This window comes from Acidovorax sp. SUPP2539, assembly GCF_030158975.1.
Classification (GTDB): domain Bacteria; phylum Pseudomonadota; class Gammaproteobacteria; order Burkholderiales; family Burkholderiaceae_C; genus Paracidovorax.
This window is the reverse complement of sequence record NZ_BQXJ01000006.1, coordinates 28,753-53,358: the sequence shown is the minus strand read 5'-3', so window position 1 is coordinate 53,358 and position 24,606 is coordinate 28,753. Positions and strand designations below refer to the sequence as shown.

The window sequence follows — 24,606 nt, the reverse complement described above, 5'->3', positions numbered from 1 at the left end:
TGCCCGACATGGCCCTGGCGCACGTCCGCCTCGCGCTGACAGCTCTCTTTTTGATGGCCATCGGCTGTTTCGGCACGCCAGCGCAGGCGCAGCGCGCCGTGCCGGCACTGAGCGCGCGCGTGATCGACCAGACCGGCACGCTCAGCGCGGCCGACCGGCAGGCGCTGGACACGCGCCTGGCCGCCATCGAAAAATCCCACGGCTCGCAGGTCGTGGTGCTGATGGTGCCCACCACCGCGCCCGAGGAACTGGCCGCGTTCGCCAACAGGGTCGGCAACGCCTGGAAGGTCGGCCGCAAGGACGTGGGCGACGGCGTGCTGGTGCTGGTGGCCAAGGACGACCGCAAGATGCGCATCGAGGTGGCCAAGGCGCTGGAAGGGGCCATCCCCGACATCGCCGCCGCGCGCATCATCGACGGCGCCATAAAGCCGCGCTTTCGCGAGGGTGACTACGCAGGCGGCCTGTCCGCCGCGGTGAACCAGATCGGCGCGCGCATCGCCGGCGAATCGCTGCCCCTGCCCAGTGACACCAGCGAACGCGCGGCCCGGTCCGCGCCGGGCGTGGACTGGACCGACCTCGCCATCTTCCTGTTCTTCGGCGTGATGGTGGGCGGCCCGGTAGCGCGCGGCATTTTCGGCAACCGCCTGGGCGGGCTGCTGCTGGGCGGCGGCGTGGGCGGGCTGGCGTTTCTGTTCACCACCAGCGTGCTGCTGGCCGGCGGCGCCGGGCTGATCGCGCTGCTCTACACCTGGCTTTTCAGCGGCACCGGCCTGTCCCTGGGCGGGCGGCGCGGCGGCGGCTTCGGGCCGGCCGGGGGCGGTGGGATCGGCACGTCCACCGGAGGTTTCGGCGGCTGGAGCGGTGGCAGTGGCGGCGGCAGCAGCAGCGATGGCGGTGGCTTCAGTTCGGGCGGCGGCGGCGATTTTGGCGGCGGCGGCGCCTCGGGAGACTGGTGACCATGGCAAAGACTTCGCTGGCCCACGCGGCCCCCCCTTCGGCCCTGTCGCGCATCGCGCGGCTCGTGCGGCACCGGTGGGTGGAAGGCCGCCTGCACCAGGCCCTGCCGCCCGACGTGCTGGAGCGCATCACGCGCCGCGTGGCCGCCAGCGAGCGCCGCCACACCGGGCAGATCCGCATCTGCGCCGAAGGCGGCCTGCCCACCAGCTACCTATGGCGCGGCGCCAGCGCCCGCGAGCGGGCCGTCACGCTGTTCGGCAAGCTGCGCGTGTGGGACACCGAGCACAACAACGGCGTGCTCATCTACCTGCTGGTGGCCGAGCAGGCCATCGAGATCGTGGCCGACCGGGGCCTGGCCCGCGCCGTGCCGCCCGAGACCTGGCGCACCCTGGTCGCTCACATGGGCGAGGCCTTTCGCGCCGAGCGTTACGAGGACGGTTTGACGCAGGCGCTGGCGGAGGTGTCCGCCCTGCTGGCCGAGCACTTCCCCACAGGAATGGGCGAAGAGGGGGCGGTGGCGAGCGGGCGCAACGAACTGCCCGATGCGCCGGTGCTGGCGGGCGATGCGCTGCTGAAAGAATAGACCCGGCCCTTGGCGCGCAAGCGTGCCCTGCGAGGCTTGGCTCAAGGCTTCGCAAAACCGGGCATCCCTGCGCGCGGAACATGGAACGTTTTCGCTGACGCACAGACGATCGCCGGTACCGCCAGCGCATGAGCGCGGCAGGAAAGGCGCCCCAAATGGACCCCCTTCGGCCTCCGAGCCGCACCCGACTGCGCGAGCACCGCCCAGAGATGGCCAGCCACATCGGTACGCCTCGGCGGAGCCAAGCTTCGTCAAAGCCGCAATTGCCTGCTTCCGGGCTGGCGGCACCGGACATTCATGGCGCGCTTTACCGTCTGCCGTTCGGCCTCGGGCACCGGTCCATCGTCTGCCCGCTCAACCCGCAGCGCGGCAGCCACCCATTCACAGCCCCCAACTGGAAAATCACCCATGTCAGGCATTGAACGCATTGGTACCGTGAGGCCGCGTGAGCAAAGTGTTGGGTCACCGTCCGTCGCAGACCGCCAGGTCCGCGCACGCAGAACCAGTCCAGCGCACCCTGCCGGCCCTTTGGCTGCGCGCAATCCATTGTCGGGAAACGCCGCCGAAGCCGCTGCCTACCTTCGAGCGCCGCGTGCCCACTTGCCTCTGCCAGACCTGAACACCGCACTGCCCCAACCGCCGAACCTGCCGGATCTGAACACCGCGCTGCCCCAACCGCCGGACCTGCCGGACCTGAACGCCGCACTGCCCGCATCGTCAGAGGAGTACGCTGCACAGCCTCATCCACTCGATTTGAACAACACGCCACCGCCATCACCAGACGCGTGGTCAGAGACCTCGGACTCGGAAGAAGAAAGCTGGCAAAGCGAGAACGAAGCGGCGCCGGACCCGCTCACGCTTCCGTTTGCGAACCATGCCGCATTGGGGGTTCACGGAACGCCCCATTCGTCCCAGGTCTTTGCGTTGCTGGACCAGTTGAATGCCCAGCCGGAGTTGGCGCCCCAGGTGCTGCGCGTATCAGCCGACCTGCTCGTGGAACTCGGCGCCCTGCCGGAACTGCGCGACGGGTTGGAAGCGCGGGCCCGGGACAGCACCTTGCACCCCGTCACGACCGAGGCCATCCGGCAGTTGATGGGCATCCTGATCGACTTTGAAAACGAAGATGTCGAGTCGGAGGACGAAGGGGAGGAGAACGAGCAAGACGAACTCGCCCGGGACCTGAAGCGCCAAACGAGGCCTCTCGGCTGGGAAGCCGCCCAATGGCTGGGCCCGGACCATCCCGAAGCCGCTGCATTGAGCGCTTTCGATGACGAGCCACAGGCGCCCGCTTTTGCCCGCCTGCTCGCCCGACTGCGCGATGCCGGCCGCGAGGGCCCGGAGGGCGGCTCCTCGACGGTAGCAGTGCAACGGGGCGAGCAGGTCGCGGCCGTCATCCATGCGGTAGCAGGCGATCCCGATCTGCGCGCGCAGGTCTATCTGATAGCGCAAACGGCTTTGGGCAGTTGCCAGGACAACGTGCTCGAAGGTTTTTCCAAAGCGCTGTTGGCGGTGCGCAACCACCAGATGGTGGCGGACATCCGCAGCGGCCGGGTGGACGCCACGCAGTTCCAGCGCTGGGCAAGGCAGCAGTTCCGGCTGGCTTTGCTGGAAAGCGAGGTCACCCGGTTCATTCATCAGGAACTGCAGCGCCCGGACCTTGGCCCCTGGCCCAAGCGACAACTCACGCGGGAGCCGCTGGAAACGCTGATGCACGCCAAGCAGGCGCTGCGGGACCGACTGGATCTGCCGGAGGGCACCGTCACCCGCGTACAGGCCTTGCAATTGAGCGTGCTTCGCCAAAACAACGTGGCCGATCTGGCCCGCGCCGTGGAGCAACAGGCGAGCGATCCTACCGCTTATGGCGAATTTCGCTTTAACCACCCGACATGGCGTGAAGGAATGAAAGCGCTGCACCCGCGCGAATTCGGCCAGCTCACCACGGCACGCGACGACGATCCGTTCTTCGATGAAGACCTGCCGCAGGGCCTGGAAGCGGAGGTCGAGTACGCCATCCGCAGCCGGGCGGTCGAGGCGAAATGGCTGCACGAGGAAAATCTGCTGCTGAGGCATTTGGGGAAAATCGGGGCGCCTGACCCGTCCATGAAACCCGAACCGGACATGGCGTAAGCCGCATTGGGCCGGTGTTGCGCCGGCTTCGCAAAACGATGCACCCGTGCGCACGGGGCAGGACGCCACCGCGTTCCCGCACGAACATCGCCGGTACCGCCCCGCTCGAATGCGGCGGGAAAGGCGACCATGGACCCCCTACGACATTCCGGCCGCATCCGGCCACGAGAACACAGCCCCGAGGCCAGCGGCGCAGCGCCCACCCGGCCCGTTCGCGCCCGAACGACCGGTCCAGCCGCAGATGCAGCCCTGCCCCTGTCGCCACGCCGCACTTCTGCCAGCGCGCCCACGGCAGGACCCTCCTTGCCGCCACGCTCGGCCATGCCGCTGCGCCCGCCGCTGCCCGCCACCGCCGTGGCCAGCCCGCGCGGGGAGGTGCCGTCAGCCCCTGGATCGCCACAGTCCGATGATGGCGCGCTGGACCTCGAAACGCCCGAGCACTTGCAGCACGCTTTGGGCGAACTGGGCATCCATGGCCCGCTGGCCTCTTCGCAGCTCTTCGATCTGGTGGCGCTGGCCGTGCAGCGTCCTGATCTGGAAAACCATATCCAGCAAATGGCGGCGGCCCTTTCGACACGCCAGGGCGTTCGGGCCGAAATCAAAACGGGGCTGGAAGCGTTATGGCAACAGCACCGCCACAGCAACCCCGCCGCGGCGCGCGTGATCGAACTCGTCATGAACCCGGTGGGCACGTTCGTGACCACCGCCCCCTCACTGGAAGAGGGCGATGACGCATCGGACCTCGAAGCCGACCTCGATGCCTACCTCGAGACCCAGCGCGACGAAGAACTCGACGAGGGCGATGTCGAAGGCGACCTCGAACGCCTGAAAGCGCCACTGGGTCACCAGATCCGGACATGGATGGGCAGCGGCATGGCGCAGGCCGCCACCGCGGACCCCCATGCCTTCGACGACGAGCCCCAGGCACCGGCCTTCGCCCGGGTGCTGGAGCGCCTGCACGACGAGGCTTACCCGGGTTTTTCGCCTGCGGCACAACAGCAACTGGCCAGCCAGGTGCGCACGACCATCCTGGCGATCGCGCGCGATCCCGATCTGCGCAGCGAGGTATACCTGATCTCGCAGACCGCCCTCGGCGATTGCAGGGACAACCTGCTCGATGGCTTTTCCAAGGTGATGCTGGCCGTGCGCAACCGGCAGATGGTGCTGGCCGTGCGAGCGGGCAAGATCAACGAAGCGCAGTTGAACGGCCTGATGGGCCAGCAGTTCCGGCTGTCGCTGCTGGAGACCGCCACGAACCGGTTGATACACCAGATGAAGCAGCGCACCGATTTACCGCCATGGAAAGCGAAATGGCTGCAGGCAGATCCGCTGGAAACACTGGCGCACGCCAAGGCGGCGCTGAAAAGGCCCCTTCAACTGCCGCAGGACACGGCGCAAGACCTCACCAACCTCGACTTCAGCGCGCTGGACCCGAAAGACATCGCAGCCCTGCATTCCGAGGTTTTGGCGCAGGCGGCCGACCCGCAGGCCTACCCAGCGTTTCTGATGCGCCACGAGACATGGCGTGTCGGCATACAGGAACTGCACAAAACGACGTTCAAGCCATTGGAGGACGACCGGGACAACGATCCGTTCCATCAATTGCCGTTCCCTGCCGATCATCAGAGCCCCGCCGCTTTCGAATACTCGCGAAAGGCCAGTGAGATCTACAGCGCGTGGGAGGCCTCGGTGAATGCGCACCTGCATCCATTGGCGGCTCAGGCGGGCGGAGCGATGCCGCCGAACCATCCGAGACCGCCCGAGGCCGGGCCGTCGCGCAGAACCGGTCCCGGATAACCGCCAGGACTTTCACCCACGGGCCAGGTCACTCCGGCGTGGCCCCCATGCCCGGCACCGCCCACACCCGCCCGCCGCCGGCGGCGAAAAAGCGGCGCTCCGGGCCGGTGGTCATCGTCTGGCCGCCGGTGAACTCGCCGAACGCCGGCAGCACGGTGAGTTGCGGCTCCACCGCGAAGCACGGCAGGCGCAGGGCGTCGCGCCCCCGCCCCCGCAGCACCACGGCGGGATGGACGTGGCCGGCGAGCACGTGCAGCGTCCCATGCGCCTGCGGGTAGTGGCAGCACGCGAACGGCCCGATCGGCCAGGGCTCGTCCACGATGTCGAACCCCAGGCCGGCCGGCGGATCGCCGGCGTGGCTGTCGTGGTTGCCGCGCACCAGCACCACCTGCAGCGCCGCATGCGCGGCGCGCCATGCCGACAGGGCGGCCAGCACGGCAGGCGACTGCGCTTCGGCCGCATGCAGGAAGTCGCCCAGCACCACCAGCCGCTGCGCGCCTTGCCGGGCGATCGGGGCCGACAGCCGATCGAGGTTGTCGCGCGTGGTGCCGGAGGGCACGGGCAGCCCGCGCGCGCGGAAGGTGTCGGACTTGCCCAGGTGCACGTCGGCCACGAACAGCGTGCGGCCGGCCGGCCACCACAGGGAGCGGTCAGGCAGCAGGTGGACTTCGGTGCCGGCCAGGTGGCAGATGGCGGCGCCCTCGGCCGCGGGATGGGTGTCCGTTGCGCTCATGCCTTGATGGTTCTTCACAGCCGGGGCAAGGGCCGCGAGGGCTTGCGCTCGCGGCGCCGCTTCGCGCCGCCGCCCGGTGCGGATTCGTCGGCGGCGGTCAGCGAGAAGTCGAGCGTGCGGCGCACTTCGGCCGCCGCGGACTGCAGGGGATCGTGCGGTGCCACCGGGGCCTCGTCGACGGCCGGCGGTTCGCTGGCCGCGGCCTTCGGAAGCCGCCGCGCGCGCAGCGGCGGGTCGGGCGGCACCACGTCCTGCATGCGCGGCACGGCCTCGGCCGCCGGGCCGCGGGCATCGGCGGCACTGTCCAGTTGCGCGAGCATGCGCGCGATGCGGTCGGCCAGGTGCTCGTTGGTGAGCTTTTCGCGAAAGCGCTCCACCATGAGCGGAAAGGCGAACGGGCTCGGCCGCAGCAGCGCCCGCACCACCCGCTGCTGGCCCTGCATGCGGCGCAGCGCGGCCAGCAACTGGGCCACGTCCAGCTCCTGGCTCAGCACCTCTTCGTCGGCCTGGCGCAGCAGCATGTTGGTGGTGTCGTATTTGCGAAAGACCTCGAAGAACAGTTGCGACGACGCCTGCAGCTGGCGGGCGCTGCGGCGCTCGCCGGGGTGGCTCTGGAAGATCAGCCCCGACACGCGCGCGATCTCGCGAAAGCGCCGCCGCGCCATCTCGGTGGCGTTCAGGCTGGCCAGCACTTCGTGCAGCAGGGCCTGGCGCTCGGGGTCGCCGTGCGGCGCCTCGGGCAGGGGGTGGCCCGCGGCATCGTCGGCCCGGGCGGCATTGGCCGTGTTGCGGATGGCCAGGGCTTCGCTGGCGGGCACGCGCAGGTCGCAAGCGTCCGCGCCGGGGGCCGGGTCCGTCGAGGGCGCGGCGAGGGCACCGGGCGCGGGGCGGGCCTGCGTGCTGAGCAGCTCGGGCAGCAGGGCCGCCCAGTCGCGCTCGGTGGCGCTGAGCAGTTCCAGGCCGTAGTCGTTGACCGCGATCGAGAAGGTGCCCGCCTCGCCCTGCGCCGCGCGCCAGGCGAACAGGCTGGCCAGGCCGGTGTGTGCATGCCGCCCGGCGAAAGGGTAGAGAAACAGGTGCCAGCCTTCGCGCGTGCGCAGGGTTTCGGCCAGCAGCGTGCCGGGCGTGGGCAGGGCCGACCAGCGCTGCTGCACCTCCAGCAGCGGGCGCACGCTTTTCAGCTCGGGCGAGCGGTAGTCGCCGTCCGCCGCCAATGCGAGCTGGCGCACCACGAAGTCGGCCAGCACGGTGGACAAGGGCATGCGCGATCCCGCCCAGCGCGGCACGGTGGGCCGGCCGCGCGCGGCGCGGCGCACGTAGGCGGTCATGTCCTCGATCTTGACCATCTCCAGCACTTGGCCCGCGAACACGAAGCAGTCGCCGGCCGACAGGCGCGAGAGAAAGCTCTCTTCCATGGTGCCCAGGCGCGCGCCGTGCAGCACCTGCACCACCATGCTGGCATCGCTCACGATGGTGCCGATGTTGGCGCGGTGGCGCCGCGCCAGGCGCGCATCGGGCATGCGCCACACGCCGCCCTCGTCAGGCACCACGCGCTGGTAGTCCGGGTACACGGCCAGCGACGGCCCGCCCCGGTGCACGAAATCCAGGCACCACTGCCACACGGCGCGCGGCAGGTCAGCATAGGCGGCCGTGCGGCGCACCTCGGCATAGAGCGCCTCGGGCTCGAAGCCGCCGCCCAGGGCGACGGTGACCAGGTGTTGCACCAGCACGTCCACGGGGCGGCGCGGGCTGGCGCGCATCTCCACCTGGCCCGCCTGCACCGCGGCGCGGGCGGCGGCGGCCTCCACCAACTCCAGGCTGTGGGTGGGCACGAGCGTGATGCGCGACGGCCGCCCGGGTGCGTGGCCCGATCGCCCCGCGCGCTGCAGTAGCCGCGCGATGCCCTTGGCCGAGCCGATCTGCAGCACGCGCTCCACGGGCAAAAAGTCCACGCCCAGGTCCAGGCTGGAGGTGCACACCACCGCCCGCAGGCGCCCTTCCTTGAGCCCGGCCTCGACCCATTCGCGCACGCCGCGGTCCAGCGAGCCGTGGTGGATGGCCAGCTCACCCGCCCAGTCGGGCCGCGCATCGAGAATGGCCTTGTACCAGACCTCGGCCTGCGAGCGCACGTTGACGAAGACCAGCGTGGTGCGCGTGCCGGCCAGCTCGCGCACCACGGCGGGCAGCATCGACAGGCCCAGGTGGCCGGCCCACGAAAAGCGCTCGGGATGGTCGGGCAGCAGCGTGTCCACCACCAGGCGCTTGTCCACCCGGCCCTGCACCAGCACGCCCTCTGTGGAGCCGCCGCCCTGCCGACCGGGCGCCTGGCCCAGCAGCGTGTGCATGGCTTCCTCCAGGTTGCCGAGCGTGGCCGACATGCCCCACACGCGCAGCGCCGGGTTCCAGCCCTGCAGCCGGGCGATGGCCAGCTGCACCTGCACCCCGCGCTTGTTGCCCAGCAGCTCGTGCCATTCGTCGGCCACCACCAGCTGCACGGACGACAGCACCTCGCGCGCATCGCCCCGCGCCAGCAGCAGCGACAGGCTCTCGGGCGTGGTCACCAGCACCGTGGGCAGGCGCCGCGACTGCGCGCTGCGCTCGCCGCTGGCGGTATCGCCCGTGCGCGCGCCGGCCGTCCAGCGCGCCACGCCGCCGTGCACCGGCGCCAGCGCATCGAGCGGCGCCTGCAGCGCCTTGAGCGTGTCGGCCGCCAGCGCCCGCATGGGCGTGAGCCACAGGACGGTGAGCGGTGCGGCGGTGCTCTGGCGTCCCCGCGAAGGGATTGCTGCATTTTTTATAGCATCATGCCCCAGTACTCTTTGTGCTGGAGCCCGATTCGACTCAGATCCTTCCGGATCACCGACCAGCGCCTGAAGGGCGCCGAGCCACACCGCATAGGTCTTGCCCGCCCCGGTCGTCGCGTGCAGCAGCCCCGAGCGGCCCTCCGCCATGGCCTTCCACACCTGCTTCTGGAACGGGAACGGCTTCCAGTCCCGCTGCGCGAACCAGTCGGCCACCGCGCGCTGGACCGTGGACCAGGTCACTGCCAGCCCCCCTGCCGTGGCGACCGGCTCCGCAACGACGTGCGCGCCTCGCCAGCCCGTAACCAGCGGCGTGACAAAGGAAGCGGCATGGCTTGCGCCCCCCGCTCCGCTTGCGCTGCGCTGCGCAGCGGCTGGCGCACGAACGGCCGCACCGGACGGAACGACGACCACCCGCCCGGCCGCGCCGCCGCGGAGCGCGCAGGCACGGCCCCCGCTCGCCGCGCGCACCGCAGGCAGCCCGCCGAAAAGCGCAGGCAAGCCGGGTGCGCCGCCTTGGCCCGGAGCGTCTTCTTGGGATGCGTCACCGCAGGATGCGCCGGCCGCCGGCCCACCGCCCGGCCCAGGAACGCTGCGCGCTCACGGCCATCGTCAATGCGCGGCATGGACGGGCCTCCGGCGATCACGCATCCGACCTCGGCAACAACGCCGCCAGGGTGTCCACCGAATCCGCTTCGTCCACGGGCTTGTCCTCGCGCCAGCGCAGCATGCGCGGAAAGCGCACGGCGATCCCGCTCTTGTGGCGGCTGCTGCGGGCGATGCCCTCGAACCCCAGTTCGAACACCAGCGTGGGCCGCACGCTGCGCACCGGGCCGAAGGTCTCGACGGTGGTCTTGCGGATGACCGCATCCACCCGCGCCATCTCCGCATCGGTCAGGCCGGAATAGGCTTTGGCGAACGGCACCAGCGCGCGCCCCTCCGTGCCCGGTGGGCCGTCCCACACCGCGAAGGTGTAGTCGCTGTAGAGGCTGGCGCGCCGGCCATGGCCGCGCTGGGCGTAGATCAGCACCGCATCGATGCTCAAGGGGTCGATCTTCCACTTCCACCACGTGCCCACGTCCTTGGTGCGGCCCACGCCGTATTCGGCATCGCGGGCCTTGAGCATCATGCCCTCCACACCCAGCGAACGGGCCTGCTCGCGCTGGACCGCCAGGTCCTGCCAGCGGTCGCCCTGCAGCACCGGGCTGGCCACCAGAGCCGGGTGCGCCACGCGCGCCAGCAGCGCATCGAGCCGCACCCGCCGTTCGTGCTGGGGCCGCTGGCGCAGGTCCTGGCCGCCCTCCTCCAGCAGGTCGTAGGCGAGCAGCACCACGGGCAGCTCGCGCAGCAGCTTCGGTGTGAGGGTCTTGCGGCCGATGCGCTTTTGCAAGTCGGCGAACGGGCGCACGTGGGCCGCGGCATCGCCCTCAGCGGCGCGCCAGACGACGATCTCGCCATCGAGCACCGTGCCGTCGGGCAGCGCTTCCCCGAGCGCCTGGAGCTCGGGGAAGCGGTCGCTCACCAGTTCCTCGCCGCGCGACCAGACCCAGGTGCCGGCGCCGTCGCTGGCGCCCTCGGCGCGGGTGCTGCGCCGCACGATCTGGGCGCGGATGCCGTCCCACTTCCACTCCACGATCCACTGCGCGGGCGGGCCGAGCACCGTGTCGAACTGGGACACCGGCAGTTGCAGCGGGTGCGCCAGGAAGAAGGGATAGGGATGGCCCCGGGCTTCGCCCTGCGCCGCGGCATCGCCGCCTTCGCCCTCGGCCGCGACCAGGCGCAGGTAGTCGGCCTCGCCCGGACGCGCCCCGATGTGCGTGTAGCCCATGAGCCGCTGCGCGACACGCTTGGCATCCACGCCGCTCACCGCCGCCAGCGCCTGCGTGACCTGCAGGCGCGACACGCCCACGCGGAGCGCCCCCGTGATGAGCTTGAAATACACCAGCCGCTCTTCGGGCGCGAGACCCGCCCACTGGGCCCGCAGCGTGGTCTCCAGCACCTCGGGCGGCATGCCACGCAGGGGCAGCAGGTGGTGCTCCATCCACTCCGCCAGGCCCAGCGCATGCACGGCGGTGGGCGCGGGCAGCAGCAACGAGATGGTCTCGGCCAGGTCGCCCACGGCCTCGTAGCTCTCGTCGAACAGCCATTCGGGCAACCGGGCCGCATCGCGCGCCAGGGTGCGCAGCAGCTTGGTCGGCACCAGCTGCCGTGGCTTGCCGCCGGCCAGGAAATACACCGCCCACGCCGCATCCGCCGGCGCCGCGGCGCGCAGGTAGGCCTGCAGCGCGGCCTGCTTGGCCAGGCTGGAGGTGCTGGCGTCGAGCGCGCGATAAAGCGCGGCGAAGTCCTTCATGGCGCGGACGAAGGGGGACGGCGGGGCGCAGCGGAGGACAGGGAGGATGACTCGGCCTCGGAAGGGACCGCGCCCCCGGAGGCCGGCTCCGTGAGGCGGCCTTGATCGGGATCGGTGGCCACAGCGGCGCGTGTCGATCGGCCCTTGGGGCGGGGCCTGGGAGCACCGGGTGCTCCGCCCAGCGCTGCGGCCTGGGCGGCTGCGGCCACATCGCCCGGGCCTTCGCCGGCCTGCGCAGCGGGGGCGCTGGCATCGGACGGTGGCGGGGCAGACGGCGCACCGTCGATCACCGGGGATGCGTCTTCACCGGGCTGGGCGATCGCGGGCGTGGACGCCTGCGCGGCACGGGCCGCGTCCACCGCCTCATCCCCCTGCGCTGGCACCGGCACGGCCGATGCCGGAGCGGCCTCCTGGTCATCCTCATCGCCGTATTCCGTGTGGAACGACTGCGCATCCAGCCCCTGTTCGCACAGCCAGCGCACCAGCACCGCCACGCTGCCATGGGTCACGAAAACGCGTTCGGCCCCGGTGGCCCCGATCGCCCGCTGCAGGCCGGGCCAGTCCGCATGGTCCGACATCACGAACCCCCGGTCCACGCCCCGGCGGCGGCGCGTGCCGCGCAGCTGCATCCAGCCGCTGGCGAATGCATCGGCATGGCGGGCGAAGCGGCGCATCCAGGGCGTGCCCTGGGCGGACGGCGGGGCCAGGACCAGCGCGGTCTTGAGCATTTGGGCATCCACCCCCGGATCGGTCACGCGAAAGGTGGGCGGCAGGTCCACGCCGGCCGCGCGGTACACCGCATTGAGCGGCTCCACGGCCCCATGCACCACGATCGGACCGATGCTGCGGTCCACGCCGTGCAGGATGCGCTGCGCCTTGCCGAAGGCATAGCACAGCAGCACCGAGGGCCGGCCCTGGGCGGCATTGGCGCGCCACCAGGCATCGATGTCGGCGAACAGCACCGGCTGCGTGGGCCAGCGGTAGATGGGCAGGCCGAAGGTGGATTCGGTGATGAAGGTGTCGCAGCGCACCGGCTCGAACGGGGTGCAGGTGCCGTCGGCCTCGGTCTTGTAGTCGCCCGATGCGACCCACACCCGCCCGCCGTGCTCCAGCCGCACCTGGGCGGATCCGAGCACATGGCCGGCGGGGTGCAGCGACAGGCGCACGCCGTGGTGTTCGATGGCCTCGCCATAGGCCAGCGTCTGCAAGGCGATGTCGGCGCCCAGCCGGGCCCGCAGGACGCCCTCGCTGTCGGTATGGGCGAGGTAATGGGCGTGGCCCACGCGCGCATGGTCCGAATGGCCGTGCGTGATGACCGCCCGCTCCACCGGCCGCCAGGGGTCGATGTAGAAATCGCCCGCGGTGCAGTACAGGCCTTCGGGGCGCGCGACGATCAGATCGACGTCACCGCGCGCCATGTCCGGTGTCTTTCGTGAAAGGAGAGAAGCGCCTACGGGCGACCTGTCTGACCCCGTCGCCCAATGCGCCGTGCGTAGAAGGAAGTGCTGTGTGCGCTTGCATGCCGAATGCTATCGCCCACCCCTCTTTCGCCCGGGTGCGGAACGCCGCATGCCCGTGTCAGCCGACGCCTACCGTGCTCGTGACACCACGGCCGGTCGCCCCGAGCCCCGCCTGCATGGCCCTCGCCTCATTCATCGCGGCCATGAAAAAAGCCGCCCGAGGGCGGCTTTGTCGTGGACGGCAGGCAGGCCGTTCGTTCGGTCAGCGCTTTTGGCGGAACTTGCGCAGCGCAGCGATCTGCGCGGCCATCACGGCCAGTTCCGATTGCGCCTTGGCCAGGTCGAGTTCGCTCTTGGCGTTCTTGACGGCTTCTTCGGCCGCGGCCTTGGCATGGTTGGCCTTCTCGTCATCCAGGTCCTTGCCGCGCACTGCGGTATCGGACAGCACTGTCACGCGGTGGGGCTGCACTTCCAGAATGCCACCGGCCACGAAGACGAACTCTTCGCCGCCATCGGCCATCTCGATGCGCACCGAGCCGGGCTTGATGCGCGTGATCAGCGGGGTGTGGCGGGGGTAGATGCCCAGTTCACCGGCTTCGCCGGGCAGAGCGACGAACCGCGCTTCGCCGGAGAAGATGGACTCTTCGGCGCTGACGACATCGACGTGAATGGTGTTCATGGGGTTCCTTCCAAAAGTCGGGAAAGCTGGAAATCGGCAGTCTGTTCGGTCGGCGCGCCGCAGGTGCCTGGAAGCACCCGCATGGCACGCTTACCCGTGGCAGGCCGCCGACCGCGCCGCCTTACGCGACCTTCTTGGCCTTTTCGAAGGCTTCGTCGATCGTGCCGACCATGTAGAACGCCTGCTCGGGCAGGTGATCGCACTCGCCGGCCACGATCATCTTGAAACCACGGATGGTTTCGGACAGGGGCACGTACTTGCCGGGCGAGCCCGTGAACACTTCGGCCACGTGGAACGGCTGCGACAGGAAACGCTGGATCTTCCGGGCGCGGGCCACGGCCAGCTTGTCCTCGGGAGCCAGTTCGTCCATGCCCAGAATGGCGATGATGTCGCGCAGTTCCTTGTAGCGCTGCAGCGTACCTTGCACACCGCGGGCCACCGCATAGTGCTCTTCGCCCACGACTTGCGGGTCGAGCTGGCGGCTGGTGGAGTCCAGCGGGTCCACGGCAGGGTAGATACCCAGCGAAGCGATGTCACGCGACAGCACCACGGTGGAGTCCAAGTGGGCGAACGTCGTGGCGGGCGATGGGTCGGTCAAGTCATCCGCTGGCACGTACACGGCCTGGATGGAGGTGATCGAGCCCACCTTGGTGGAGGTGATGCGCTCTTGCAGGCGGCCCATTTCTTCGGCCAGCGTGGGCTGGTAGCCCACGGCGGAAGGCATGCGGCCCAGCAGGGCGGACACTTCGGTACCGGCCAGCGTGTAGCGGTAGATGTTGTCCACGAAGAACAGCACGTCGCGGCCTTCGTCGCGGAACGACTCGGCGATCGTCAGGCCGGTCAGCGCAACGCGCAGGCGGTTGCCTGGGGGCTCGTTCATCTGGCCGTAGACCATGGCCACCTTGGACTCTTCGAGCTTCTCGAGATTCACCACGCCGGAATCGGCCATCTCGTGATAGAAGTCGTTCCCTTCACGGGTCCGCTCGCCCACCCCTGCGAACACCGACAGACCGCTGTGGGCCTTGGCGATGTTGTTGATGAGTTCCATCATGTTCACGGTCTTGCCCACGCCGGCGCCGCCGAACAGGCCCACCTTGCCGCCCTTGGCGAACGGGCACACCAGGTCGATCACCTTGATGCCGGTTTCCAGCAGCTCCTGCGAAGGCGACAGTTCGTCGTACGCAGGGGCCTTGCGGTGGATGGACGCCGTGAGGTCCTGGCTGACCGGACCGCGCTCGTCGATGGGCGCGCCCAGCACGTCCATGATGCGGCCCAGGGTCGCCTTGCCCACGGGCACGGTGATGGGGTTGCCGGTGTTGGTCACCACGATGCCGCGGCGCAGGCCGTCGGACGAGCCCAGGGCGATGGTGCGCACAATGCCGTCGCCCAGCTGCTGCTGCACTTCCAGCGTCAGGGTGGAACCGTCGAGCTTCAGGGCGTCGTAAATCTTGGGCATCTGGTCGCGCGGGAACTCCACGTCCACCACGGCGCCGATACATTGAACAATCTTGCCTTGCACTTGAGCCATTTTTTGCTCCAAATAAATGTGGGTTGAGCTGTCTGTTTACACAGCAGCAGCGCCGGACACGATTTCCGAAAGCTCTTTCGTGATCGCTGCCTGGCGCGTTTTGTTGTAGACCAGCTTCAACTCGCCGATGACGCTGCCTGCGTTGTCGGTGGCAGCCTTCATGGCCACCATGCGCGCGGACTGCTCGGAGGCCATGTTTTCTGCCACGGCCTGGTAGATCAGGGATTCGACATAGCGCAACAGCAGCTCGTCGATGACGCTCTGCGCATCGGGCTCATAGATGTAGTCCCAGCCGTGCTCCGTCTTCTCCGCTTCCATCTGCGAGGAAGACAGGGGGAGCAGACGCTCCACCACCGACTCCTGCCGCATGGTGTTGATGAACTTGGTGTACCCCAGGTACACCGCGTTGATCTTGCCTTCGGCATAAGCGTCGAGCAGCACCTTCACGGGGCCGATCAGCTTGTCCAGATGCGGGGTGTCGCCCAGACCGGTGACATGCGAAACCACCTTGGCACCGACGCGGTTCAGGAAACCCAGGCCCTTGTTGCCAATGGCCACGGCCTCGGTGGACACGCCAGCAGACTGCAACTCGCGCAGCTTGGTGGTCACGGCACGCAACACGTTGGTGTTCATGCCGCCACACAGGCCCTTGTCGGTCGTCACCACGATGACACCGGCCACCTTGGCATCGTTTTCCTTCATGAAAGGATGAACGTACTCCGGATTGGCCTTGCCGAGGTTGGCGGCGATGTTGCGGATCTTCTCGCTGTAAGGACGGGCCGAGCGCATCCGCTCTTGCGCCTTGCGCATCTTGGACGCGGCCACCATTTCCATGGCCTTGGTGATCTTCTTGGTGTTTTCCACCGATTTGATCTTGCCGCGTATTTCCTTGCCTGCTGCCATGATGATTCCTCGTTCGGTTTAGGCGAACGACTTCTTGAACGCGCCGATGGCGGCGGTCAATTCGGCTTCAGCGTCCTTGTCCATGGCCTTCGCCTGTTCCAGCTTGGCCAGCAGAGGGCCATGGCTGGACTTCAGGAACTGGTGCAGGCCGTGTTCGAACTCGAGCACCTTCTTGACTTCGATGTCGTCCATGAAGCCCTTGTTCACTGCGAACAGCGTCGCACCCATCAACGAGATGGGCAGCGGGCTGTACTGGGCTTGCTTGAGCAGTTCGGTCACGCGGGCACCGCGGTCCAGCTGCTTGCGGGTGGCTTCGTCCAGGTCGGAAGCGAACTGCGCGAACGCAGCCAGTTCCCGGTACTGGGCCAGGTCGGTACGAATACCGCCGGACAGGCTCTTGATGATCTTGGTCTGGGCAGCACCACCGACGCGCGACACCGAGATACCGGCGTTGATGGCGGGGCGGATACCGGCGTTGAACAGGCTGGTTTCCAGGAAGATCTGGCCGTCCGTGATCGAGATCACGTTGGTCGGAACGAAGGCGGACACGTCGCCGGCCTGCGTTTCGATGATCGGCAGCGCGGTCAGCGAACCGGTCTTGCCCTTGACTTCACCCTTGGTGAAGGCTTCGACATAGTCGGCGTTCACGCGGGCAGCACGCTCCAGCAGGCGGCTGTGGAGATAGAACACGTCGCCGGGGTAGGCTTCGCGGCCTGGCGGGCGGCGCAGCAGCAGCGAAACCTGGCGGTAGGCCACGGCCTGCTTGGACAGGTCGTCATAGACGATCAGCGCGTCTTCGCCGCGGTCGCGGAAGTACTCGCCCATCGTGCAGCCGGAGTAGGCCGACACGTATTGCATGGCGGCGGACTCCGAAGCCGAAGCGGCCACCACGATCGTGTATTCCATCGCGCCGGCTTGCTCCAGCGAGCGCACGACGTTCTTGATGGACGATGCCTTCTGCCCGATGGCGACGTAGATACACGTCACGCCCTGGCCCTTCTGGGCAATGATGGCGTCGATGGCGACGGCCGTCTTGCCGGTCTGGCGGTCACCGATGATCAGCTCGCGCTGGCCACGGCCCACGGGCACCATGGAGTCGATGGACTTCAGGCCGGTCTGCAGGGGCTGGTCCACCGATTTACGGGCGATCACGCCCGGAGCGACCTTTTCGATCACGTCGGTGAGCTTGGCGTTGATGGGACCCTTGCCGTCGATCGGCTGGCCCAGCGCGTTCACCACGCGGCCCACGAGTTCGGGGCCCACGGGCACTTCCAGAATGCGGCCCGTGCACTTGACGGTGTCGCCTTCGGAGATGTGCTCGTACTCGCCCAGAATCACGGCGCCGACGGAGTCGCGCTCGAGGTTCAGTGCCAGGCCGTAGGAGGGGGCACCGTCCTTGTTGGCGGGGAACTCCAGCATTTCGCCCTGCATCACGTCGGACAGGCCGTGCACGCGCACGATACCGTCGGACACGGACACCACGGTGCCCTGATTGCGGATATCGCTGCTGGCTGCCAGACCTTCGATGCGGCTCTTGATCAGTTCAGAAATTTCTGCGGGATTGAGTTGCATGACTCTTTCCTTCTTTCTTTGGTTAGCCGAGACCTCAAGCCGCTTACGCAGTGAGGGCCGCTTTCATTTGTTCCAGACGGGCTTTGACGGAGGTGTCGAGCACCTCGTCTCCCACGACTACGCGAACGCCGCCGATCAGGGATTCGTCCACCTGTACCGAGACATTCAGCTTGCGGCCGAAGCGCTTTTCGAGCACCGCGTCCAGGCCGGCCAACGCGGCGGCGTCCAGCGCGAAAGCGCTGAACACCACGGCATCGGAAGAGCCGTTGCGCCGATTCACCAGCGCGCGGAACTGGGCCGCCACCTCGGGAAGCGCGTCCACACGGCCGTTCTCGATGATGACGCGCAGGAAGTTGCGGGCTGCCTCGGGCAGCGCGCCACGAACCACGCCCGTGATGACGTCGAACACCTGTTCGGAAGTCACCTTGGGGTTGTCCGCCAGCTGGCGCAGTTGGGGATTGGCGGCAATCGCCGCCACTTCTTCCACCCAGGCCACGGTGCCGTTCAGGTCGGCACCCGGCTGGGACGTGCTGGCCTTGAACAGGGCTTCCGCGTAAGGGCGGGCAATGGTGGCGAGTTCTGCCATGTGCGCGCTCCTTACAGCTCGGTCTTCAGGCGGTTCAGCAGGTCGGCGTGGACGCCAGCATTGACTTCCTTGCGGAGAATCTGCTCGGCGCCCTTGACGGCCAGCGCAGCGACCTGCTCGCGCAGGGCTTCACGGGCCTGGATCGACTGCTGCTCGGCATCGGCACGGGCAGCGGCGACGATCTTGTTGCCTTCCTCGGTCGCACGGGCCTTGGCCTCGTCGATGATGGCCTGAGCGCGGCGCTCGGCGTCCGCAATACGCGATGCCGTTTCGTTGCGCGTCTGGGCCAGTTCCTTCTCGACGCGCTGGTTCACAGCGGTCAATTCGGATTTGGCACGGTCGGCGGCAGCGAGGCCATCGGCGATTTTCTGGGCTCGCTCGTCCAGTGCCTTCGCGATCGGGGGCCACACGAACTTCATCGTGAACAGCACCAGGATCAGAAAGACGATGGCCTGAACGAACAGGGTCGCGTTGATACTCACGGCAACACCTTTCTAGTTGGGCGTTGAACGGAGCTTAGGCCAGGACGAAGGGGTTGGCGAAAGCGAACAGCAGAGCGATGGCCACGCCGATCAGGAAGGCGGCGTCGATCAGACCGGCCAAGATGAACATCTTGGTTTGCAGTTCGTTGATCAGCTCAGGCTGGCGAGCGGACGCTTCGAGGTACTTGCCACCCATCAGTGCGATGCCGATCGAAGCGCCGATAGCGCCGAGACCCACGATCAGACCACAAGCCAGAGCGACGAGACCGAGAACGTTTTCCATGATGACTCCTAGGATGAAAAGAAAGGAAGGTTGAAAAAGAAAGGGAAAGGATCAGTGAGCTTCATGCGCCTGGCCGAGATAGATCAGCGCAAGCATCATGAAAATGAAGGCCTGCAGGGTGATCACCAGGATGTGGAAGATCGCCCAGATCGAGCCTGCAATGATGTGCCCCAGAGGGAGCAACACACCGGAAAGCGACATGGCAGCAGCACCGCCCATCAGGGCAATCAGCATGAACACCAACTCACCAGCGTACATGTTGCCGAACAGCCGCATGCCATGCGACACGGTCTTGGCAATGTATTCAATGATCTGCATGAGCAGATTGACCACGCCCAGGATCAGGGCGAAGACGGGATTCTTGCTGGTGCCGAACGGTGCGGTGACCAGTTCATGCGCCCAGCCGCCCAGGCCCTTGATCTTCACGCTGTAGTACAGGCAAAGCACCAGCACGGCGAACGACAGACCGAGGGTGGTGGACAGATCGGCGGTGGGCACCACGCGCAGGTAGGCATGGTGCGGATCATGGCCGGCGGCACCGTAGATCTGGGCCCAGATGGCGGGCAGCAGATCGACCGGCAACATGTCCATGGCATTCATCAGGAAGATCCACACGAACACGGTCAGTGCCAGGGGAGCGATGAACTTGCGGCTTTCGGCGTTGTGGATGTTGGCCTTGGCCTGGTTGTCCACCATCTCGACCAGGATCTCCACCGCGGCCTGGAAACGGCCCGGCACGCCGGAGGTGGCCGTGCGGGCGGCACGCCAGAAGACAAAAAGTGCGATGAAACCGAGAACCAAACCCACGATCACGGAATCGAAGTTCACCACGGAGAAATCGACAATGGACTTCTGCTTGATGTTCTGGAGATGCTGCAAGTGGTGAACGATGTATTCACTGGCAGTCGGTGCATGCGCTTCTGCGGCCATCGGACAACTCTTCTATCAATATCAATCGGTTTTTCGGACACCGGGCCGCACCATGAGGGCGATCCAGTACGTTTTCATCGTCACTACCATGCCGGCCAGCAAGGCCAGCCAACTCAGCCCCGGAACCAGCCGGGGCGCCGCCGCCAGCATGGCAACGGTCATTGCAATCTTGACCAACTCCCAACCGAACAGGCCTGCCATCGCACCTCCCGCGGAAGTTTGATGCCGGGCCATGCCCCGCGCGAACAAGGCCGCAGGAATCACCACCGCCAGTGCGCCATACCCCGTGGACCAAGCCACAGAGGGCCTACCGAAAACCAGCCATGCCACCAGGGCAGCCAGTGCTCCGACGAATGCCTGCCCCCAGACGATTCGCCACACAGAGATCCGCGGATGCCGGAGGCGCCACTGCGCAGCCTCTTCGGCTGACAGGGGCTTGAAGTCGGAATCTTCAGCCTCAGTTTCGTGGTCGGGAGCGTTTGTTTTCATTGAGGAATGACGCCCACTTTACAGACCGAAACTTTCACAAAGCCCCTGATTATAAGTAAAAACCACTTTCATCCGGCAATGACCTCTCAGGCCGGTATGAAAGTGTGCGCACGCGCGCTCCGTTGTGGTGACCGGCCAACGTGAACCGCCCTATCGCGGTGCGGACTTCGGCCGAAAGATTGCCGCCCCGAACCCGTTCAAAATGGCACGAAGCCCGCCGTTTATAGACCATCGCCATGACACAGCCCCCTTCCACGCTCCCATCAGACGCCCCGTCCGCGACCGATCCCCGCAAGGATTCGCTCATCGAGTACCCCTCGTCGTTCCCCATCAAGGTCATGGGGCAGAAAGTGGATGGATTCGTCCACGCGGTGACGGAGCTGGCGCACCGCTTCGACCCGACCTTCGACGCGTCCACCATCGAACTGCGCGACAGCCGCGCCGGCAACTACCTGGGCGTCACTATCACGATCACAGCCACCAGCCGCGAACAACTTGACGACCTGTACCGGGCGCTGTCCTCGCACCCGATGGTCAAGGTGGTGCTCTAGGTCCCATGGAGATTCGCCACCTGGGCCTCGTGGACTATCGGGAGACGCTGCAGGGCATGCAGGCGTTCACGCAGGAGCGTACGTCCCAGACTCCCGATGCGCTGTGGATCTGCCAGCACCCGCCGCTCTACACGCAAGGGCTGGCCGGCAAGGCCGACCATGTGCTGGCCCCTGGCGACATTCCCATCGTCGCCACCAACCGGGGCGGGCAGGTGACTTTCCATGGCCCGGGGCAGGTCGTGGCCTATCCGTTGCTGGATCTGCAACGCGCCGGCTATTTCGTCAAGGAATACGTCTACCGCATCGAAGAATCGGTGATCCGGACGCTGGCCCATTTCGGCGTCACCGGGCACCGCGTGGGCGGGGCCCCGGGCATCTATGTGCGCCTGGACGACCCTACAGGCCATGCCCAATTGCCGCAGCGGCCACGCAAGGCCGAGGGTCTGCCAGCCACGCAAGCCCATGAAGCCCCTGACTTCAACGGGCTGGGCAAGATCGCCGCACTGGGCATCAAGGTGTCGCGCCATTGCACCTACCACGGCGTGGCACTCAACGTGGACATGGACCTGGAACCCTTCTCGCGCATCAACCCTTGTGGCTACGCAGGGTTGCAAACGGTGGACCTTTCTACAATCGGGGTCCACACCACCTGGGAAGAAGCCGCCGAAGTGCTGAGCCAGCAGCTCGCCATTCGCCTGGCCCCCTGACCACTACCCTGCCATGAGCACTCCTGAAGTCGTGCGCGAAGCGCAAACCACCGCTGCCTACAACCCGCTGGCCAAGCAGAAGGCAGCCGCCAAGCTGTCACGCATTCCGATCAAGGTCGAGCAAGGCGAAGTGCTCAAGAAGCCCGAGTGGATCCGGGTGAAAGCGGGCAGCCCCACCACGCGCTTTTACGAGATCAAGGACATCCTGCGCGAGAACAAGCTGCACACGGTGTGCGAGGAAGCCAGTTGCCCCAACATCGGCGAATGCTTCGGCAAGGGAACGGCCACGTTCATGATCATGGGCGACAAGTGCACGCGCCGCTGCCCGTTCTGCGACGTGGGGCATGGCCGCCCCGACCCGCTGGACAAGGACGAGCCGCTGAACCTGGCCAAGACCATCGCGCAGCTGCGGCTGAAGTACGTGGTGATCACCAGCGTGGACCGCGATGATCTGCGCGATGGCGGCAGCGGGCACTTCGTGGAGTGCATCCAGCACATCCGCACCCTCTCTCCCTCCACCCAGATCGAGATCCTCGTGCCGGACTTCCGAGGGCGGGATGACCGCGCGCTGGAGATCCTCAAGGCCGCGCCGCCCGACGTGATGAACCACAATCTGGAGACGGCGCCACGCCTGTACAAGGAAGCCCGGCCCGGCAGCGACTACCAGTTCAGCCTGAACCTGCTCAAGAAATTCAAGGCATTGCATCCTGGCGTGCCGACCAAGAGCGGCATCATGGTGGGCCTGGGCGAGACGGACGAGGAGATCCTCCAGGTCATGTCCGACATGCGCGCGCATGACATCGACATGCTGACCATCGGCCAGTACCTCTCGCCCTCCAACAGCCATTTGCCGGTGCGCCGATACGTGCACCCGGACACCTTCAAGATGTTCGAGGAAAAAGCCTACGAAATGGGCTTCAGCCACGCGGCGGTGGGTGCGATGGTTCGCTCCAGCTACCACGCGGACCAGCAGGCGCACGCGGCCGGCGTGTAACACCCGGATCGGAGGAACGGAAGGCCTCCGGTTGAAGCCCGCAGCTCAGGACGTCGCGGGCGATGCGTTGACGGTGAAGCCGATGCGCGTGACCTGCGCCGTGCTGCTGGCAAAGGTTTTTCCCCCATGCATTCGCGCGATGGCGTCCACGATGGCCAAGCCGAGGCCGTGGTGCTGGTCCGAACCATCGCGGGCCGATGTCGCCCGGTAAAAGCGCTCAAACAGCCTGTCGAGCGCCTCCGATGCGATGCGGGGGCCCTCATTTTCAACGGTGATCTCCGCGCCGTCGCCCCACGGATGGATGGCCACGACGATGGTGGACTCCTTCGCTGCATAGCGGATGGCATTGCCCAACAGGTTGGACAAGGCCCGGCGCACCAGCGGCACGTCCACCGCTGCGGTGGCATCCCCCACGACCGTGCCCCGTAATCCAGCCTCCTCCATCAAGGCTTCATGGAACTCCAGCACGGCGCAGGCCTGCTCTGCAAGGCGGGCCGGCTGCCGTGAGCGCAAGGACTCTCCGCGATCGGCCCGCGACAGAAACAACATGTCGGCCACGATGCCTGAGAGCCGCCGGATCTCTTCCAGGTTCGACACCAGCAGCAACTGCATGTCCTGGGCGGAGCGAGGGCGGGCCAGCTCGACCTCCGCCGAGGCAATGAGGTTCGCCAGGGGCGTGCGCAACTCGTGGGCCACATCGGCATTGAAGGCCTTGGACTGCGAATAGGCCTGTTCGACCCGGGCCATGAGCGCATTGAATTGCACGATCCAAGGACGAAGCTCCTGGGCGAATTCAAGAGGATCGATGGGCACACTGGCAGCGTCCGGCGTGATGCGGGCGGTTCGCTCCGCCAACTTGCGCAGCGGCCGAAGGCCATGGCGCACGAGCAGCGCCCCCGTCAGCGAGACCAGCAGCGTGCCCAGCACCACGGCCAACGCCAGCGTCCCGCCCAGCCGGCGCAGAAGGCGCGCGTCCTGCGTGGTGTCGATGCCAATGCGCACGTTGAAGGGGGGGCCGCTGTCCTGCGGCGCCACCCGGTGATCGGCCCAGACCCATTCGCCCGAAGTGGCCGGGGTAGAACTGAACAACTGCGCGCCATCGCGGCCGATGGACACGCTCACGTTGCCATGGGAGGAAAAGTAATCTTCCAGCTTGTGCTGCAAGGACAGCGCCCCGCCACCTTGGCTGCGCTCGTTCAGCAGATGGGATGCCAGTCGTGCCTGCTGATCCAGCTCCTCCTGCGCCTTCTGTCGAAAATTCCACGCCGTGACGACATAGACGGAGACGCAGAGCACGCTGAGGCCAATCAGCGTCTGCAGGGCCAGCCAAACGGACAACCGACGCTGTATCGATGACGGGAAAGGACTCATGGCGGTCCCCGATCCTCCAAGACGTAACCCATTCCGCGCACCGTGTGCAAGAGCCGTCGCGCAAACGGATCGTCCAGCTTGCTGCGCAGGCGTCGCACGGCCACCTCCACCACATTGGTTTCGCTGTCGAAGTGCATGTCCCACACTTGCTCGGCGAGCGTCGTTCGGGACAGCACGCGCCCCTGGCGGCGCATCAGCAAGGCGAGCAAGGCGAACTCCTTGGCGGTCAGGTCGATCCGCACGCCTTCACGGTGGCATTTGCGTGCAACCAGATCGAGCTCCAGGTCGGCCAGTTTCAATACGGTGTGCTCCTGCAGCGGCCCCCTGCGCTGCAGGGCCTGCACCCGCGCCAGCAGTTCGGAGAACGCGAAGGGCTTGACCAGATAGTCGTCAGCGCCCTGCTGCAGACCCCTGACGCGATCCTCGACCTGATCGCGGGCCGTGACCATCAATACGGGCACGTCCTTGCCCTGCCGAATGGCGGCCAGCACGCCGAAACCATCCACCCCGGGCAGCATCACGTCGAGCAGGATGACCGAGTAATCGCCCTGCGTGGCGAGGTACCGACCCTGGATGCCGTCCCTGGCAATGTCGACTACGTAGCCGTTTTCTTCCAAGCCTTTTTTGACGTAATCGCCCAGCTTGGGCTCGTCTTCGATGACCAGTATGCGCATCGGGCCATCGTATCGCCCGGGGACCGATTGAAAGATGACGAATTCG

The 24,606-nt window shown here is 67.2% G+C and carries 21 protein-coding genes and 1 pseudogene; 7 read left to right on the top strand and 15 right to left on the bottom strand.

The genetic code is table 11. The features are described from left to right. Positions 1-8: 8 nt before the first annotated feature. The 4 genes from AVTE2539_RS20030 to AVTE2539_RS20015 all read left to right on the top strand — a co-directional run bounded on the left by AVTE2539_RS20030 (position 9) and on the right by AVTE2539_RS20015 (position 5,464). Positions 9-956, top strand: a complete 948-nt coding sequence (locus AVTE2539_RS20030) for a TPM domain-containing protein (protein WP_284413314.1) — start codon at positions 9-11, stop codon at positions 954-956. A gap of 2 nt (positions 957-958) precedes the next feature. After that, the gene (locus AVTE2539_RS20025; protein WP_284413312.1) at positions 959-1,540 is read left to right on the top strand and encodes a TPM domain-containing protein; all 582 of its coding nucleotides are present in this window, start codon (positions 959-961) and stop codon (positions 1,538-1,540) included. Positions 1,541-2,140: 600 nt separating this feature from the next. Further along, positions 2,141-3,667: an NEL-type E3 ubiquitin ligase domain-containing protein gene (locus AVTE2539_RS20020; protein WP_284413310.1), complete on the top strand. Its 1,527-nt coding sequence runs from the start codon at positions 2,141-2,143 to the stop codon at positions 3,665-3,667. 453 nt (positions 3,668-4,120) lie between these two features. Continuing rightward, positions 4,121-5,464, top strand: coding sequence for an NEL-type E3 ubiquitin ligase domain-containing protein (locus AVTE2539_RS20015; RefSeq protein WP_284413308.1), 1,344 nt, complete (start codon positions 4,121-4,123; stop codon positions 5,462-5,464). 28 nt (positions 5,465-5,492) lie between these two features. Here the strand turns inward: AVTE2539_RS20015 and pdeM are convergent, their stop codons facing one another. The 13 genes and pseudogenes from pdeM to AVTE2539_RS19950 all read right to left on the bottom strand — a co-directional run bounded on the left by pdeM (position 5,493) and on the right by AVTE2539_RS19950 (position 20,263). Then, a complete protein-coding gene (gene pdeM / locus AVTE2539_RS20010) occupies positions 5,493-6,197 on the bottom strand; it encodes a ligase-associated DNA damage response endonuclease PdeM (protein WP_284413306.1) in 705 nt (234 codons plus the stop codon). 14 nt (positions 6,198-6,211) lie between these two features. After that, complete coding sequence (locus AVTE2539_RS20005; RefSeq protein ID WP_284413304.1) at positions 6,212-9,241, bottom strand: ligase-associated DNA damage response DEXH box helicase; 3,030 nt, start codon at positions 9,239-9,241, stop codon at positions 6,212-6,214. A gap of 400 nt (positions 9,242-9,641) precedes the next feature. Continuing rightward, positions 9,642-11,351, bottom strand: a complete 1,710-nt coding sequence (locus tag AVTE2539_RS20000) for an ATP-dependent DNA ligase (protein ID WP_284413302.1) — start codon at positions 11,349-11,351, stop codon at positions 9,642-9,644. A 374-nt stretch (positions 11,352-11,725) separates the two neighbouring features. Beyond that, positions 11,726-12,769: pseudogene (locus AVTE2539_RS19995) on the bottom strand (ligase-associated DNA damage response exonuclease); the annotation flags it as partial. 304 nt (positions 12,770-13,073) lie between these two features. After that, the gene (locus AVTE2539_RS19990) at positions 13,074-13,490 is read right to left on the bottom strand and encodes a F0F1 ATP synthase subunit epsilon (RefSeq protein ID WP_284413300.1); all 417 of its coding nucleotides are present in this window, start codon (positions 13,488-13,490) and stop codon (positions 13,074-13,076) included. Between the two features lie 121 nt (positions 13,491-13,611). Next, positions 13,612-15,018 (bottom strand): F0F1 ATP synthase subunit beta, encoded by a 1,407-nt coding sequence (gene atpD / locus AVTE2539_RS19985; RefSeq protein ID WP_272565773.1) that lies wholly within the window; start codon positions 15,016-15,018, stop codon positions 13,612-13,614. Between the two features lie 36 nt (positions 15,019-15,054). Beyond that, on the bottom strand, positions 15,055-15,921 hold the full coding sequence (gene atpG / locus AVTE2539_RS19980) for a F0F1 ATP synthase subunit gamma (RefSeq protein WP_272549600.1): 867 nt from the start codon (positions 15,919-15,921) through the stop codon (positions 15,055-15,057). An 18-nt stretch (positions 15,922-15,939) separates the two neighbouring features. Further along, positions 15,940-17,493, bottom strand: a complete 1,554-nt coding sequence (gene atpA / locus AVTE2539_RS19975; RefSeq protein ID WP_272565775.1) for a F0F1 ATP synthase subunit alpha — start codon at positions 17,491-17,493, stop codon at positions 15,940-15,942. 43 nt (positions 17,494-17,536) lie between these two features. Beyond that, positions 17,537-18,079: a F0F1 ATP synthase subunit delta gene (locus tag AVTE2539_RS19970; protein WP_272565778.1), complete on the bottom strand. Its 543-nt coding sequence runs from the start codon at positions 18,077-18,079 to the stop codon at positions 17,537-17,539. A gap of 11 nt (positions 18,080-18,090) precedes the next feature. Next, positions 18,091-18,561 (bottom strand): F0F1 ATP synthase subunit B, encoded by a 471-nt coding sequence (locus AVTE2539_RS19965; RefSeq protein ID WP_272565779.1) that lies wholly within the window; start codon positions 18,559-18,561, stop codon positions 18,091-18,093. Positions 18,562-18,595: 34 nt separating this feature from the next. Further along, entirely contained in the window at positions 18,596-18,844 is a 249-nt protein-coding gene (gene atpE, locus AVTE2539_RS19960) for a F0F1 ATP synthase subunit C (protein WP_092745139.1), read from the bottom strand. A 51-nt stretch (positions 18,845-18,895) separates the two neighbouring features. Next, a complete protein-coding gene (gene atpB / locus AVTE2539_RS19955) occupies positions 18,896-19,774 on the bottom strand; it encodes a F0F1 ATP synthase subunit A (protein WP_092745138.1) in 879 nt (292 codons plus the stop codon). Between the two features lie 21 nt (positions 19,775-19,795). Continuing rightward, a complete protein-coding gene (locus tag AVTE2539_RS19950; RefSeq protein ID WP_284413298.1) occupies positions 19,796-20,263 on the bottom strand; it encodes an ATP synthase subunit I in 468 nt (155 codons plus the stop codon). A 236-nt stretch (positions 20,264-20,499) separates the two neighbouring features. Here AVTE2539_RS19950 and AVTE2539_RS19945 point away from each other — a divergent pair, with 236 nt between their 5' ends. The 3 genes from AVTE2539_RS19945 to lipA are packed head-to-tail and all read left to right on the top strand — an operon-like array spanning position 20,500 to position 22,515. Beyond that, on the top strand, positions 20,500-20,814 hold the full coding sequence (locus AVTE2539_RS19945; protein WP_272565783.1) for a YbeD family protein: 315 nt from the start codon (positions 20,500-20,502) through the stop codon (positions 20,812-20,814). 5 nt (positions 20,815-20,819) lie between these two features. Continuing rightward, positions 20,820-21,521, top strand: coding sequence for a lipoyl(octanoyl) transferase LipB (gene lipB, locus AVTE2539_RS19940; protein WP_284413296.1), 702 nt, complete (start codon positions 20,820-20,822; stop codon positions 21,519-21,521). A gap of 13 nt (positions 21,522-21,534) precedes the next feature. After that, positions 21,535-22,515 (top strand): lipoyl synthase, encoded by a 981-nt coding sequence (gene lipA, locus AVTE2539_RS19935; protein WP_284406682.1) that lies wholly within the window; start codon positions 21,535-21,537, stop codon positions 22,513-22,515. Between the two features lie 45 nt (positions 22,516-22,560). On the opposite strand, the gene AVTE2539_RS19930 is transcribed toward lipA, so the two are convergent. Both AVTE2539_RS19930 and AVTE2539_RS19925 read right to left on the bottom strand, forming a co-directional pair. Continuing rightward, positions 22,561-23,886 (bottom strand): heavy metal sensor histidine kinase, encoded by a 1,326-nt coding sequence (locus tag AVTE2539_RS19930; RefSeq protein ID WP_284413294.1) that lies wholly within the window; start codon positions 23,884-23,886, stop codon positions 22,561-22,563. Then, complete coding sequence (locus AVTE2539_RS19925; protein ID WP_284406684.1) at positions 23,883-24,560, bottom strand: heavy metal response regulator transcription factor; 678 nt, start codon at positions 24,558-24,560, stop codon at positions 23,883-23,885. The genes AVTE2539_RS19930 and AVTE2539_RS19925 overlap by 4 nt, the downstream gene beginning before the upstream one ends. Positions 24,561-24,606 lie beyond the last annotated feature (46 nt).

Excerpts from the sequence above, each read along its gene's own strand:
- AVTE2539_RS20030 (WP_284413314.1), top strand. The coding sequence starts at position 9 with ATGGCCCTGGCGCACGTCCGCCTCGCGCTGACAGCTCTCTTTTTGATG.
- AVTE2539_RS20025 (WP_284413312.1), top strand. The coding sequence starts at position 959 with ATGGCAAAGACTTCGCTGGCCCACGCGGCCCCCCCTTCGGCCCTGTCG.
- pdeM (WP_284413306.1), bottom strand. The coding sequence starts at position 6,197 with ATGAGCGCAACGGACACCCATCCCGCGGCCGAGGGCGCCGCCATCTGC.
- AVTE2539_RS20000 (WP_284413302.1), bottom strand. The coding sequence starts at position 11,351 with ATGAAGGACTTCGCCGCGCTTTATCGCGCGCTCGACGCCAGCACCTCC.
- AVTE2539_RS19990 (WP_284413300.1), bottom strand. The coding sequence starts at position 13,490 with ATGAACACCATTCACGTCGATGTCGTCAGCGCCGAAGAGTCCATCTTC.
- atpD (WP_272565773.1), bottom strand. The coding sequence starts at position 15,018 with ATGGCTCAAGTGCAAGGCAAGATTGTTCAATGTATCGGCGCCGTGGTG.
- atpG (WP_272549600.1), bottom strand. The coding sequence starts at position 15,921 with ATGGCAGCAGGCAAGGAAATACGCGGCAAGATCAAATCGGTGGAAAAC.
- atpA (WP_272565775.1), bottom strand. The coding sequence starts at position 17,493 with ATGCAACTCAATCCCGCAGAAATTTCTGAACTGATCAAGAGCCGCATC.
- AVTE2539_RS19970 (WP_272565778.1), bottom strand. The coding sequence starts at position 18,079 with ATGGCAGAACTCGCCACCATTGCCCGCCCTTACGCGGAAGCCCTGTTC.
- atpE (WP_092745139.1), bottom strand. The coding sequence starts at position 18,844 with ATGGAAAACGTTCTCGGTCTCGTCGCTCTGGCTTGTGGTCTGATCGTG.
- atpB (WP_092745138.1), bottom strand. The coding sequence starts at position 19,774 with ATGGCCGCAGAAGCGCATGCACCGACTGCCAGTGAATACATCGTTCAC.
- AVTE2539_RS19950 (WP_284413298.1), bottom strand. The coding sequence starts at position 20,263 with ATGAAAACAAACGCTCCCGACCACGAAACTGAGGCTGAAGATTCCGAC.
- AVTE2539_RS19945 (WP_272565783.1), top strand. The coding sequence starts at position 20,500 with ATGACACAGCCCCCTTCCACGCTCCCATCAGACGCCCCGTCCGCGACC.
- lipB (WP_284413296.1), top strand. The coding sequence starts at position 20,820 with ATGGAGATTCGCCACCTGGGCCTCGTGGACTATCGGGAGACGCTGCAG.
- lipA (WP_284406682.1), top strand. The coding sequence starts at position 21,535 with ATGAGCACTCCTGAAGTCGTGCGCGAAGCGCAAACCACCGCTGCCTAC.
- AVTE2539_RS19930 (WP_284413294.1), bottom strand. The coding sequence starts at position 23,886 with ATGAGTCCTTTCCCGTCATCGATACAGCGTCGGTTGTCCGTTTGGCTG.
- AVTE2539_RS19925 (WP_284406684.1), bottom strand. The coding sequence starts at position 24,560 with ATGCGCATACTGGTCATCGAAGACGAGCCCAAGCTGGGCGATTACGTC.